This window comes from Campylobacter sp. MIT 21-1684 (assembly GCF_026241315.1).
GTDB lineage: Bacteria > Campylobacterota > Campylobacteria > Campylobacterales > Campylobacteraceae > Campylobacter_D.
The window spans coordinates 18,353-31,020 of sequence record NZ_JAPHNA010000008.1 but is presented as its reverse complement, the minus strand read 5'-3'; the positions used below and the strand labels follow the sequence as shown (position 1 = coordinate 31,020).

The 12,668-nt window shown below is 32.0% G+C and carries 12 protein-coding genes; 8 read left to right on the top strand and 4 right to left on the bottom strand.

Translation table 11 applies throughout. The features are described from left to right. Positions 1 to 6: 6 nt before the first annotated feature. Positions 7 to 1,695 carry a protein-disulfide reductase DsbD gene (gene dsbD, locus OQH62_RS04505; protein ID WP_266014394.1) on the bottom strand — a complete coding sequence of 563 codons (1,689 nt, stop codon included), beginning with the start codon at positions 1,693 to 1,695 and terminating at the stop codon, positions 7 to 9. A 94-nt stretch (positions 1,696 to 1,789) separates the two neighbouring features. On the opposite strand from dsbD, the gene ppk2 reads away from it, so the two are divergent. The 3 genes from ppk2 to OQH62_RS04490 all read left to right on the top strand — a co-directional run bounded on the left by ppk2 (position 1,790) and on the right by OQH62_RS04490 (position 4,563). Continuing rightward, a complete protein-coding gene (gene ppk2, locus OQH62_RS04500) occupies positions 1,790 to 2,671 on the top strand; it encodes a polyphosphate kinase 2 (protein WP_266014391.1) in 882 nt (293 codons plus the stop codon). A gap of 3 nt (positions 2,672 to 2,674) precedes the next feature. Continuing rightward, positions 2,675 to 3,865 carry a M20 metallopeptidase family protein gene (locus OQH62_RS04495; RefSeq protein ID WP_266014387.1) on the top strand — a complete coding sequence of 397 codons (1,191 nt, stop codon included), beginning with the start codon at positions 2,675 to 2,677 and terminating at the stop codon, positions 3,863 to 3,865. A 128-nt stretch (positions 3,866 to 3,993) separates the two neighbouring features. After that, positions 3,994 to 4,563, top strand: coding sequence for a hypothetical protein (locus OQH62_RS04490; protein WP_266014385.1), 570 nt, complete (start codon positions 3,994 to 3,996; stop codon positions 4,561 to 4,563). A gap of 3 nt (positions 4,564 to 4,566) precedes the next feature. On the opposite strand, the gene rsmG is transcribed toward OQH62_RS04490, so the two are convergent. Both rsmG and ribA read right to left on the bottom strand, forming a co-directional pair. Continuing rightward, positions 4,567 to 5,151, bottom strand: a complete 585-nt coding sequence (gene rsmG / locus OQH62_RS04485) for a 16S rRNA (guanine(527)-N(7))-methyltransferase RsmG (protein ID WP_266014383.1) — start codon at positions 5,149 to 5,151, stop codon at positions 4,567 to 4,569. Further along, positions 5,148 to 5,708 (bottom strand): GTP cyclohydrolase II, encoded by a 561-nt coding sequence (gene ribA / locus OQH62_RS04480; RefSeq protein WP_266014379.1) that lies wholly within the window; start codon positions 5,706 to 5,708, stop codon positions 5,148 to 5,150. Before ribA ends, rsmG begins: the two co-directional genes overlap by 4 nt. 65 nt (positions 5,709 to 5,773) lie before the next feature. On the opposite strand from ribA, the gene hemB reads away from it, so the two are divergent. Both hemB and argF read left to right on the top strand, forming a co-directional pair. Beyond that, positions 5,774 to 6,763, top strand: a complete 990-nt coding sequence (gene hemB, locus OQH62_RS04475) for a porphobilinogen synthase (RefSeq protein WP_266014376.1) — start codon at positions 5,774 to 5,776, stop codon at positions 6,761 to 6,763. Between the two features lie 54 nt (positions 6,764 to 6,817). Continuing rightward, complete coding sequence (gene argF / locus OQH62_RS04470; protein ID WP_266014373.1) at positions 6,818 to 7,717, top strand: ornithine carbamoyltransferase; 900 nt, start codon at positions 6,818 to 6,820, stop codon at positions 7,715 to 7,717. Between the two features lie 19 nt (positions 7,718 to 7,736). Here argF and OQH62_RS04465 read toward each other — a convergent pair whose 3' ends face one another. Continuing rightward, positions 7,737 to 9,152: an SLC13 family permease gene (locus OQH62_RS04465; RefSeq protein ID WP_266014370.1), complete on the bottom strand. Its 1,416-nt coding sequence runs from the start codon at positions 9,150 to 9,152 to the stop codon at positions 7,737 to 7,739. Between the two features lie 118 nt (positions 9,153 to 9,270). Here OQH62_RS04465 and OQH62_RS04460 point away from each other — a divergent pair, with 118 nt between their 5' ends. Genes OQH62_RS04460 through OQH62_RS04450 form a run of 3 tightly spaced genes read left to right on the top strand, consistent with a single transcriptional unit; the run spans position 9,271 to position 12,372 of the window. After that, positions 9,271 to 9,753 (top strand): DUF2603 domain-containing protein, encoded by a 483-nt coding sequence (locus OQH62_RS04460; protein WP_266014368.1) that lies wholly within the window; start codon positions 9,271 to 9,273, stop codon positions 9,751 to 9,753. Further along, complete coding sequence (hemN, locus tag OQH62_RS04455; RefSeq protein WP_266014366.1) at positions 9,740 to 11,095, top strand: oxygen-independent coproporphyrinogen III oxidase; 1,356 nt, start codon at positions 9,740 to 9,742, stop codon at positions 11,093 to 11,095. The genes OQH62_RS04460 and hemN overlap by 14 nt, the downstream gene beginning before the upstream one ends. Before the next feature lie 2 nt (positions 11,096 to 11,097). Further along, the gene (locus tag OQH62_RS04450; RefSeq protein ID WP_266014363.1) at positions 11,098 to 12,372 is read left to right on the top strand and encodes a (Fe-S)-binding protein; all 1,275 of its coding nucleotides are present in this window, start codon (positions 11,098 to 11,100) and stop codon (positions 12,370 to 12,372) included. Positions 12,373 to 12,668: the final 296 nt, after the last annotated feature.

Sequence of the window (12,668 nt, the reverse complement as noted above, 5' to 3'; positions counted from 1 at the left end):
CAAGAATCATTGAAGCTTTTCTAGGAGCTCATTTGCTTGAATAAAACCTATGACTTTCAGCTGTTCTGTACCGTTTTCGAAAAATATAAGCACAGGAGGGGCAAATACTCCAAATTCTTTCATTATTGCAAGCTGTTCTTTATTTCCTTCGCTAAGATCAATCTTAAACAGCTTGTATTCTTTGAGTTTTTCTATTACTTTTTCATCTTTGAAAGTAATTTCATCGAGAAGTTTGCAGTTTGCACACCAAGTGGCTGTAAAATCAAGCATTACTTTTTGTGAGCTTTCTAAAAGAATTTCTTGTATGCTTTGTAGAGTAGGTAGGTATTTAAAATCAAGTTCTTTTTCTTTGTTGGTATTAGAAAAGTGGAAAGGATTTAGGAAGTCTTTAGCTCCAAAAAGTCCTCCTAAAAAAAGACTTAAAGCATAAGTTAGTATGAGTATCAAAACACTCTTTTTGATAAGAGTGAAAGGATTTTCATTGTTTTCAAAAAGTCCCATAAAACTAACAAAAAAGACTCCTAAAATTCCAAAAGCAAGAAGGGTAATATTTTCAGGTATGAGACGTGAAAGTATCCAAAGAGCCATAGCTAACATTACAAAACCAAAGAAAAACGTGATTTTTTGCATCCAAATTCCGGGTTTAATGAAGCTTATTCCAAGTCCAACGAGTAGCAAAGGAAGTCCCATAGCAAAACTCATTATAAAAAGTGCTGCACCTCCAAGTAAAACATCTTTGCTATCGGCTATATACAGGAGTGCCCCTGCTAAAGGGGCGCTAATGCAAGGTCCTACAATGAGAGCAGAAAGCAAGCCCATAAAAGCGATACTAAGTACTCCTTTACCTTGATTCGTTTTTTTTTGTAAAAGTGCTTGGAGTTTTGATGGAAGTTCAAAGCGAAATGCTCCAAACATTACTAAAGCAAAAAAAAGAAAAAGCACGGCAAAGAAAATCAAAACGGCAGGTTTTTGTAAAATTCCTTGAATACTTGCGCCTAAAAAGCTTGCGACAATTCCAGCTAAAGCATAAGTTAAAGACATAGAAAACACATATATAAAAGAGAGGAAAAAATTGTATTTTTTTGAATTTTTAGCCCCACCTTTTGCTATGATAAGTGAAGATAAAATAGGAATCATAGGCAAAGAACAAGGAGTAAGAGAAAGTAAAAGCCCATACCCAAAGAAACTTATAAGAGTAAAAATTGCTTTCTCATTAGCTAAAAAATTCGCTATAAGATTCTCTTCTGAAGATGTATTTGCATTTTTTTTTATTTCTTTTAGGGGGCTTAAAGAGTATGAATCTTTATTTTTTGTTAATGAAAAAGCGAGTTGCTGAGGTCTGTAACAAAAACCTTCTTTTGAACAGCCTTGATAATAGAACTGCAAGACAGTATTTTTTTCTTGAGTATATGTATCGATGAGTATTTTTGGAATGTTGAGATTGAAAGCATTAAAATAGACTTCTTCTTTGTCTTTTATTGCAGCTTGTGGAAGATTTACTAAAGCAGTTATATCTTCTTTATTGAGGAGGAGTTTGAGAGAATTTTTATAAAGAAAAATTCCATCAGCGAGTTTCATATCGATAAAAACGGCTTGTTTGTTTGAAGTTGTATTAACTTTAAAAGCTTCACTTGGTTGGAGAAAATTTGCAAAAGAATTTGAAATAAAAACAAAGAGAAATAAAATAAACCGCATTGAAGCTTCCTGAAAGGTTATATAACATTTTAGCTTGGATTATATTTTGTTATGGTAAATTTAAACTAAATATTAATTAAAAAAAGGGGTTTCAATGCAAGAGCAAAAGAATGAGCTAGTACATAGTACTATGAAAAAAGATAGTAAGTATGTTAAAATTAAAAAGAAAAAAAGCACTGTGGAATATGAGCAAGATTTACAAAATTTACAAATTGAACTGCTAAAACTTCAAAATTTTGTTAAAGCTGAAGGTTTAAAAATCCTTATACTTATGGAAGGACGAGATGCTGCTGGAAAGGGCGGAGCTATTAAACGTTTGATTGAGCATTTAAATCCTCGAGGTTGTCGTGTTGTAGCACTTGAAAAACCAAGTGATGTAGAAAAGACACAGTGGTATTTTCAGAGGTATATACAGAATTTGCCTTCAGCTGGAGAAATTGTTATTTTTGATAGGTCGTGGTATAACCGTGCAGGAGTTGAACCTGTAATGGGCTTTTGTACTCCACAACAACACAAAGATTTTCTTAGAGAAGTTCCACTTTTTGAGAATATGATTTCAAGTAGTGGAATACTCTTTTTTAAATTTTATTTTTCTGTTTCAAAACAAGAGCAAAAAAAACGTTTCGACCAACGTAGGACTGACCCGCTTAAGCAGTATAAATTATCGCCTGTAGATCAAAAATCTCAAGAGCTTTGGGATAAATACACTTTGGCAAAATATTCTATGCTTCTTGCTTCAAATACACCGACGTGTCCTTGGACTATTATAAGTTCTGATGATAAGAAAAAAGCACGGCTTAATTTATTACGTTTTATACTTTCAAAAATTGATTATGCAGGAAAGAAGACGGGAACATTTTCTAAAATAGATAAGGATTTAGTTCGTAGCGGAGAGGAAGAAATTCGTAAGATGGAAGCTAATTTAGAAAAAATGGATGAAAAAAAAGCTGATGAAAAGATTAAAAATTTGGATTAAAGAATGCAAGAAAGTGTAACAAATCTTAGCCAGAAATACTTCAATAAAATTGTTGAACTAAGACATACAATTCATATGTATCCAGAGCTTGAATTTGAGGAATACAATACAGGGAATTTAGTGTGTGAAATTTTTGATAAAGCAGGTATTGCTTATGAAAGAAATATTGCCAAAACAGGAATTATTGCTTTGATAGAGGGGAGAAAGAAAACACAAAGAAAAAAACAGTGTGTGCTTTTAAGAGCTGATATGGATGCATTGCCCGTACAAGAAGAAACAGGTTTAAGTTATGCATCAAAAAGAGCAGGAAAAATGCACGCTTGCGGACACGATGGACACACCGCAGGTCTAGTTGGTGCGGCTTTAATTTTAAATGATCTTCGCGATCATATTGAAGGTTGCGTTAAATTAATGTTCCAACCTGCTGAAGAGGGCAGCGGAGGAGCAAAACCTATGATAGAAGCTGGAGTTCTTGAAAATCCAAGAGTAGATGCAGTTTTTGGTTGCCATTTATGGGGTCCATTGCTTGAAAATACAGCTCAAATTTGTAGTGGAGAATTGATGGCCGGTGTTGATGTTTTTGAGCTTGAATTTCAAGGCAGAGGGGGGCACGGAGCACATCCTCATACTACAATCGATCCCATAGTAATGGCAGCAAAGTTTATTAGTGATGTACAGTGTGTTATCTCTCGAAGTTTAAAACCTGTTGATGCTGGTGTTATTACAATAGGAAAGATACAAGCAGGAACAACCTTTAATATCATACCTCAAAATGCCTTTTTACAAGGAACAGTGAGATATTTAAACGAAGAAAATCAAAAGCTTTTGCAAAATTCTATAGAAAATATAGCCAAAGCTATTGCAATGCAATTTGGTGGTAAGTTTAAACTTGAATACAAAAAAGAATATCCGCCGTTGATTAATGATGAAAAAATGGCAAATATAGCTAGAAAAGCTTTTGCAAAGCTTATAGGAAATGAAAATATTATTACTCAAGCAAAGCCTGATATGGGAGCTGAAGATTTTGCTTTTTTAACACAAGCAAAACAAGGAGCATATGTTTTTCTTGGAATCTCTAAGGATTTAAACAATCCTACTTTACATCATAGTTCAACTTTTTGCTGGAATGATGAAAATTTAAAACTTTTAATGCAAGGTTATACTCTAATGGCTCTAGAATTCTTGCATTCTTAGAGCTAATTTGAATTGCAGTTTGAAGTAATGTAAAAAAATTCTCTTATGAAAAAAATTATAAACTTTTTTGTTTTGTTAAGTATTTAATATTATAATGTGTTTTTTCAGAAAATTACAAGGAGAAAAAAATGAAAAAAATTTTAGTAAGCGTTGTAGCTTCTGCACTCTTAGCTTCAAGTCTAAGTGCTATTTCTTTTAAAAAAGAAAGTTTGAAGATAGATTTTGAAGGATATAAAACAAAAGAAATGATTGCTACAGCGGGAACTTTTAAAGATGTAAAATATACATTTGGAAAAGATGGTTCGAGTTTAACTACCTATCTTAAAAATGCAAAAGCAACTATACTTCCAAGTAATGCTTTTATGGGAGAAGGTTTAGAGTTAATTACTGAAAATATCACCAAAGTATTTTTTCCAAGTCTTTTAGGAAATGGCGATATTAAAGTACTTTTTCAAGATGTAGTTGAGGGCGATAACAAAGGTGTTATTAGTGCAAAAATTACTTTAGATAAAAAAAGTACCATTATACCTTTAACTTATACTATACAAGATTCTAAATTTGAAGCAAAAGGACAACTTGATTTGCATACTTTTAAAAATGCTTCAAAAGCTTTGAAAGATTTAAGTAATGTAGCACCCGGACACGGCGGAATTTCCTGGCCTTTAGTAAGTATTACCTTTAGTGCTGATATAGAATAATCTTTATTCACGCTTTGCGTGAATATCTTTTATTACACAATACTTTCCAAACATCCTTTCAAAAAGTTCATAATTGTTTAAACTTTGAATCTCATCATAGACTTGACTTCCTTTCCATAAAATGATAATGCTGTTTTGTTTTGTAATATTCTTGCAAAGTTGTATTACAGCTTTTGTGTGCATAAAAGCCCTTGAAGTGATAATATCAGCTTTTAAATTTGTACATTCTTGTATTTTTTCTTTATGAATATATAAATGTTCTAATGCGCATTCAATTTTTACCATTCTTAAAAACGCAGCTTTTTTAGCATTTGGTTCAAAAAGATGGAAATTTGCATTTAAAATAAAACTTAAAAATACAGCAGGAAAACCAGCACCACTTCCTATATCAATAATATCTTTTGCTTGTGTAAAATCTACAAAATTGAGAATTTCTAAACTGTCTTGTATATTTTGATTAATATTTTTTATTTGTGTGAGATTATGAATGCTATTGTACTTTTGAAGTAAAATCTTATAACTTTGAATTCTTTTTTGACATTCGTCTTGTTCGAAACTTTCTAAACAATGTAGAAAGTTTAAATTCAAAGTAAATGTCCCATTTGACTTTGTTTTATACTAAGATACTGTGTGTTAAAGCGATTTGGGGTTATGATAATGGGTATTCGAAGAACGATTTTTTCGTTTAAAAAGTTAAGTTTTTCCGGATTATTTGAGAGTAGATTTATTTGCGTTATACCATAATGTTTAAGTATAAATTCGACTATTTCATAACTGCGTTCATCAGCTTTAAAACCTAATTGATGGTTTGCTTCTATGGTATCTAGCCCTTTATCTTGTAAAGCATAAGCATTTACTTTATTAAATAGTCCTATACCTCTGCCTTCTTGCCTTAAATAGATTATCATTCCACCATATTTTTGCATGTATTGAAGAGAAAAGTCAAGCTGTTCTCCACAATCGCACTTTAAACTTCTTAAAGCATCTCCGGTGAGGCATTCTGAGTGGATTCGTAAATTTAAAGTGTTTTTAGGTTTATTTTTGAAAACACATAAGTGTTCTTTTTCATTTTCTTTGAAACTTTGTATTGTAAAATCACCCCATTTGGTAGGGAGGTATGCAGGATTTGAAATTTGTATTTGCATAAATAACTACTTTCTTGGTAAAATGGTATCTTTTTAAAATTATAGCAAAAAAAGGCAATAGTGATATGTTTAAATGTTTCCGTAGATTAAGAATGAAGCGCCAGTTGCGTACAATGTTAAAAGAAAATACTTTAAATATTGATGAACTCATTTATCCGCTTTTTGTTGTTAATGGCGTATCTATAAAAAATGAAATATCTTCAATGCCCGGTGTATTTCAAATGAGTTTGGATGAGCTTTTGAAAGAATGCAAGGAAGTAGAAAAATTAGGTATTAAAGCTATTTTGCTTTTTGGAGTACTTGAAGGTGAAAAGAAAGACAGTTGCGGGAGTGATGCACTTGATGATGAAGGTCTGATAGCACGAAGTGTAAGAGCTATAAAAAAGGAATTTCCTCATTTGCTGCTTATTACAGATTTGTGTTTTTGCGAATATACAGAACACGGTCACTGCGGTATTGTAAATCCTAAAACTCAAAGTGTCGATAATGGAGCTACTTTGCAAATTTCAGTTAAACAAGCCCTTATTCACGCAAGAGCAGGTGCTGATATGATAGCACCTAGTGGAATGATGGATGGTATTATTGCAACTTTGCGAGAAGCACTTGATAGCGAGGGTTTTGAAAATATACCTTTAATGGCTTATTCTACAAAATTTGCTTCAAATTTTTATGGACCTTTTCGTGACGTGGCTGATTCTACCCCAAGTTTTGGAGACAGAAAGAGTTATCAAATGGATTTTCATAATGGTAAAGAAGCTTTAAGAGAAAGTTTAGAAGATGAAGTGCAAGGGGCTGATATTTTGATGGTAAAACCAGCATTAGCGTATTTGGATATTGTTAAGGAATTAAGTCAAAATTCCAAACTTCCAATTTGTGTTTATAATGTCAGCGGTGAGTATGCTTTACTTCAAGCTGCGAAAAAAGCAGGGTTTGTTGATTATGAGAGAGTGCTTTATGAAACAATGATAGCCTTTAAAAGAGCAGGGGCAAAACTTATCATAACATATCACGCAAAAGAGCTTGCAAATTTATTGCAAAAAGATGTTTTACAATAAATTATAATTTAGTTGAATGAATACAATTGACTAAAGAATTGTTAAAGGGATAGGATGAGACATTTTTTAAGTTTAAGAGATTTGAACAAAGATGAGATTATAGGTATTATTGAGAATGCAAGTATTTTAAAAAAGAGTCCTCGAAAACTCCTTCAAGATAAAAGCTTAGCAATGATTTTTGAAAAAAATTCTACACGTACGAGATTAGCTTTTGAGCTTGCTATGAATGAGCTTGGAGGCAAGGCTTTGTTTTTAAATACGAACGATTTGCAATTAAGTCGTGGTGAGCCTATTAAAGATACGGCAAGGGTTGTCGGTTCTATGGTTGATTTTGTTATGTTAAGAGTGAATTCTCACGATACTTTGCTTGAATTTGCAAAATATTCTAAAGCTCCTGTTATTAATGCTTTGAGTGATTTATATCATCCTACTCAGGTATTAGGAGATTTACTTACTATAAAAGAATGGAAGAAAGAAGGCAAAATTGCTTTTGTCGGTGACAGTAATAATATGTGCAATTCTTGGCTTATAGCTGCTTCTCTTTTAGGTTTTGATTTTGGGATTGCTTTGCCAAAAAACTATGCGATACATCCTGAAATTCTTGCTTTTGCAAAGGAAGAGGCGAAAAAAAGTGGAGCAAAGATTATGATAAGTCACGATAAATGTGAAGTTTTAAAAGGTAAGGATGTAGTTATTACTGATACTTGGATTTCTATGGGACAAGAGCAGGATAAAGAGCAGAAAATGAAAGATTTTATAGGTTTTATTATAGATGAGGAGGCAATGAGTAGAGCAAATGAAAATGCGATTTTGCTTCACTGTTTACCAGCATACAGAGGTTATGAAGTGAGCGAAGGACTTTTTGAGGCTCATAGTGAAGTTATTTTTACAGAAGCAAGGAATCGTTTGTTTGTTGTGAAAGCTTTGTTGTGTTTTTTAGATTCGCAACGATAAATTATTAGATTAAAACGATTTAAAGAAAAATTCTCCAATAAGAAATTCCAAAAAGAGTAATTAAGACTATACCTGCAAGACTTAATAAAAATCCAAAACGTATCATATCCCAAGTTTTAATCCCGCCTTGTGAAAACACTATGGCATTCGGTGGTGTGCTGATTGGTATCATAAAAGAAAAACTTGCACAGATAGTAACAATAAGCATAGTAAGCATTCTTTGCGTATCGTCTAAAAAAGAACTCGTAGCAACATTGATAATAGGTAAAACGATAGCGATTAAGGCTGTTGTTGATAAAAAGCCTGTGGCAACAATAGCCCAACAACATACTAAAAAGATAAAGACGATAAAAGGTAGAGAATTAAAAAGTTTGAAAAATTTTTCGAAAGCTCCACCGAGTTCTGCTTGAGAAAATGCCATTGCGATACAAAAAGAAGCTCCAAATAAAAAGATAAGCTCATATGGAATAGATTTTGAATCACTCCAATCTAAAAAACCGATTTTTGGCATAAACATTGTAAGACCAAAAGCAAGCAAAACAAGATTTTCATTTAATCCAAGTCCTGAATAAAAAGGTTGGATTGGTGAATTGAGTAATAAGGTAATTAAAAGAGTAGCTAGAATGACAAGAAGTCTTTTGTGTTCTTTTGTAATGCTTATATCATTGTCAATATTTGGTTTTAATTCATATCCTTTCGTTCCATAAGAAAGAATAGAAACCATCATATAAAACATTAAGAGTGTTACAGGTAACATCATAAGTACCCAAGTGATAAAATTGATTCTTTCTAAACCAATACTTTCTAAAAATCCTAGATAAATTAAATTTGGCGGACTTCCAATAGGAGTTGTGATACCACTGATGCTTGAACCAAAAGCCACAGCAAGTAAAAAACGTGTTTTGAGGAAAGGACTGTCTGTTATACTTAAAGCCACAGGTAAAAGTAAAAGCGTTACGGTCGAATTTGAAAGAGCAGTACCTAAGGCAATAGCAGCAAAACCAAGTGCGCTAATAACTCCTTTTGGACTTTGTTCAAAACGGGCTAAAAAAATTCGAGCAATAATGTGATGCAAACCTATTTTTTCAGTAGCCGTAGCTATCATAAACCCACCCAAAAAAAGAAAATTGATAGGATTTGCATAATTTGAAGTAGCGCTTTTTGTATCTAAAATACCAAAAACAGGAAACAAAATAATAGGAAGTAGAGAAACAACTCCCATTGGCAGAGCTTTATTTGTCCATAGAGTAATGAGTAAAACGGTAGCCCCTGTTAAAACAGAAACTTTTAGAGAAGCATTAAGGTAAAAATATACAAGCAAAGTAGAACAAATTTGCAATAAAATAGCTAAGCCCAATCCTAAAAAAATTGCTCTCGTTTTTGTATCATTCTGTGTGTTTTTTACTTGATTTTCGTTTCGATCGGTCTCATTCATTCTTAGGCTCTGTTTTTTTAAGAAAATTATAACTAAAATTGAGGCAAACTTGTAGAATAAACTTCATTTTTAAACCAAAAATTGTTACAATGCTTTTTATTTTTCAAGGATTAAGACGATGAAAAGCTTACAGAAAACTCGTGTTACTTTAAATACAATCAATGAATTTGCAAAAACGTTAGGATTGCAAGAGCAAACAATTTTTGAGCTTAAAACGAAAAATGAGAATGAAAAAGTTTTAAGTTTAAAAAATGGCACTATAGATTCACCAGAACCTTGGTTTCTTATTGATGAAGATGAGAATGTCCATACTATGATTTCTCTTCACAGTCTTAAGAATATGCTTGAGACTTTAAAACAAGCGCAAAAAGATAATTTTGAACTTCGACTCGAAAAGGCTTTATATCAGCAAATTCCTATTGATTTTAATGATGCTTGGACTGTGGCTATGGATGAGATTAAACGCAAAGCCGCAAACGGATTAATGGAAATTAATATCGATCTTGAAAAACTTGTTTCTGATATAAAAAAAGAACATCCGAATTTATTTGTTGATATGGAGGCAATGATAGAAAGAGTGAAAGAGAATGAGAGATTATAAAGCCTTTGTTAAATACTCTAAAGCCGGACCACGATACACTTCCTATCCTACTGCTGTAGAATTTAATTCAGAGTTTGATTATAAGGATTATAAAACTATTTTAAAACAACAAAATCGCGACTTGTCTTTGTATTTTCATTTGCCTTTTTGTAGAAGTGCTTGTTATTTTTGCGGCTGTAATGTTGTTTATACTTCTAAAGAGGAGAATAAACAAAGATATTTAGAGTATCTTTTTAAAGAGCTTGATATACTTGCTACTTGTTTAGATACAAAAAGAAAAGTTGTGCAAATGCATTTTGGCGGAGGAACGCCGACATTTTTTTCTGCTTTACAACTTGAAAGTTTGATTATTAAAATTAAGAGTATTTTTTTGTATTTTGCGGATAATGCTGAACTTAGTTGCGAAATTGACCCGCGTTTTTTAGACGATTCTCAAGTTGAAGTTTTAACTCAAAATGGATTTAATCGAATTTCTTTTGGAGTACAGGATTTTGATGAAAAAGTACAAAAAGAAATTCATAGAATTCAGCCTTTTGAACTTACAAAAAAAGCTATAGAGCTTGTGAGAAAGAAAGGGATAAAATCTGTAAATATGGATTTAATTTATGGTTTGCCTTATCAGAATCTCCATACTTTTTCGCAAACTTTAGAAAAAGCAGTGCTTTTAGATCCTGATCGTTTGGCTATTTTCAACTATGCTCACGTACCTTGGTTAAAAAAAAATATGCGTAAATTTGATGAAAGCACTTTGCCAAGTCCGGATGTTAAGCTAGAAATTTTGGAGTTTTGTGAGCAGTTCTTAAGTCAAAATGGTTATAAAATGATAGGAATGGACCATTTTGCTAAAGAAGACGATGAGCTTTTTAAAGCTTTACAAGAAAACACCTTGCATCGTAATTTTCAAGGATATACTACCAAAGGTGGGACTGACTTGATAGGAGTAGGACTTACAAGTATAGGAGAAGGGCAAAGGCATTATGCGCAAAATTATAAAGATATGCAGAGTTACGAAGCCGCAATTGATAAGGGGCTTTTGCCTTTTGAGAGGGGTAAAGTTTTAAGCAAGGATGATGAATTAAGAAAGGCTGTTATTATGGCTTTAATGGCGAATTTTAAGCTGGATATAAAAGCTGTTGAAAAGGAATTTGATATTTGTTTTGATGAGTATTTTAAAGAAGATTTACAAGCTTTAGATGAATATAAGGATTTTTTTCTTAAAGATGAAAATTTTTTTCAAGTTAATGAAACAGGGATTTTACTTATACGAAATATAGCAATGTGTTTTGATGTGTATTTAAAAAATTTAAATAAGGAAAAACAAGTTTTTTCAAGAACGGTATAGAAATGAAATTGAGTGAAATAAGCGATGCTTGTGTGAAGTGTGGTAAATGTATTCCTGTTTGTACCATTCACGAAATAAATCCAGATGAAAGCACAAGTCCTCGAGGTTTTTTGGATCTTTTGGCTGCATATAAAAAAGGAGATCTCGATCTCGATTTAAACATTAAAAGAGTGTTTGAATCGTGTTTTTTATGTACAAATTGTGTTGAAGTATGTCCTACTAAGTTACGAGTAGATAATGCTATTGAAGAAGTACGTTTTGATATAGCAAGGAAATTTGGTATTGCTTGGTATAAGCGTTTGGTGTTTTTCTTTCTTCAAAGACGGAAAATTTTAGATTTTGTTGCAAAAATTGGTTTTGTTTTTCAAAGTTGTGCTTTTGCAATTCAAAGCGAAAAGTTAGGAAAAAACGATGGTATGAAAGCACGTTTTTCTTTACCTTTGATCAAGAAAGGCAGGCTTATAACAAGTTTTCGCAAGAGAAGTTTTCTTAATTCACATCAAGAATTTATTGACAATGGAGGGAATAAAAGTATAGGTTTTTTTGTTGGTTGTTTGTCAAATTATTTTTATACCGATACAGCCCAAGCTGTACTTACAATCTCTAAAGCCTTACAAATTAATGTAGATTTAATGAAAAATCAAGTGTGCTGCGGCGCACCGCAGTTTTTTACAGGAGCTTTTGAAAGTACAAAAACTTTAGCAAAAAAAAATATAGAGTATTTTGAAGAGAAACTCAAAAATTTAGATGCTATTATCATACCTGAAGCAACTTGTTCTGCTATGTTAAAAATTGATTTGGAACATTTTTTTCTTATGCAAGATGAAGAGCAATGGGCTAAGAGAGCTAAGGAAGTATCTTTAAAAATGTATTTGGCAACTGAATATTTTTATAAGCATACCGAGCTCTTGTTAAAGCTTAAAGAAAAAGGGATGAGTGAGTTAAGTTTTACTTATCACGATCCTTGCCATTCTCGCAAAATGCAAGGGGTGTTTAAAGAACCAAGAGAGCTTTTAAAAGCGAATTATCGTTTTATTGAGATGAGTGATTCAAACGCTTGTTGTGGTTTTGGAGGAGTAAGTATGCAGACTGATTATTATGAAAAAGCCTTAAGAGTAGGAATAAAAAAGGCACAAATGATTGATGAGAGCAAAGCACATTTTGTAAGTGCCGAATGTTCTGCTTGTAGAATGCAAATTTCAAATGCTCTTGAACATACACAAAGTACAGTTCTTTTTAAAAGTCCTTTAGAGCTTATAGCTAGAGCATTACAATGAGAAGTTATAAAAACTCTTATATATAAGCCTTTCAATACCAATAAGCGAAATGATCAAAGATTATTCATAGTAACACGATTGATAGACTAGATTGATCTTTCTTGTTTAAAGAATTAATTGATTTTGATAGAGAATGAGCTAAACATATGGTACCATAATAGAAAACATTGGTTTTTTTGAGGATCTCCTTTGAGCTTAGATTTTGAAAAATTTAGAGTTTCTTAAAAAAGCATTTATAAGTACAATTTAAAGGAATGAAAGCGTTTTAAAAGAATATAAAACTATATTTTATAAAA

What these genes read in the sequence shown, in the direction of transcription:
- hemB (WP_266014376.1), top strand. Translation starts at nt 5,774, where the DNA reads ATGTTTAAATGTTTCCGTAGATTAAGAATGAAGCGCCAGTTGCGTACA.
- ribA (WP_266014379.1), bottom strand. Translation starts at nt 5,708, where the DNA reads ATGCAAATACAAATTTCAAATCCTGCATACCTCCCTACCAAATGGGGT.
- OQH62_RS04490 (WP_266014385.1), top strand. Translation starts at nt 3,994, where the DNA reads ATGAAAAAAATTTTAGTAAGCGTTGTAGCTTCTGCACTCTTAGCTTCA.
- OQH62_RS04450 (WP_266014363.1), top strand. Translation starts at nt 11,098, where the DNA reads ATGAAATTGAGTGAAATAAGCGATGCTTGTGTGAAGTGTGGTAAATGT.
- ppk2 (WP_266014391.1), top strand. Translation starts at nt 1,790, where the DNA reads ATGCAAGAGCAAAAGAATGAGCTAGTACATAGTACTATGAAAAAAGAT.
- dsbD (WP_266014394.1), bottom strand. Translation starts at nt 1,695, where the DNA reads ATGCGGTTTATTTTATTTCTCTTTGTTTTTATTTCAAATTCTTTTGCA.
- OQH62_RS04465 (WP_266014370.1), bottom strand. Translation starts at nt 9,152, where the DNA reads ATGAATGAGACCGATCGAAACGAAAATCAAGTAAAAAACACACAGAAT.
- argF (WP_266014373.1), top strand. Translation starts at nt 6,818, where the DNA reads ATGAGACATTTTTTAAGTTTAAGAGATTTGAACAAAGATGAGATTATA.
- OQH62_RS04460 (WP_266014368.1), top strand. Translation starts at nt 9,271, where the DNA reads ATGAAAAGCTTACAGAAAACTCGTGTTACTTTAAATACAATCAATGAA.
- hemN (WP_266014366.1), top strand. Translation starts at nt 9,740, where the DNA reads ATGAGAGATTATAAAGCCTTTGTTAAATACTCTAAAGCCGGACCACGA.
- OQH62_RS04495 (WP_266014387.1), top strand. Translation starts at nt 2,675, where the DNA reads ATGCAAGAAAGTGTAACAAATCTTAGCCAGAAATACTTCAATAAAATT.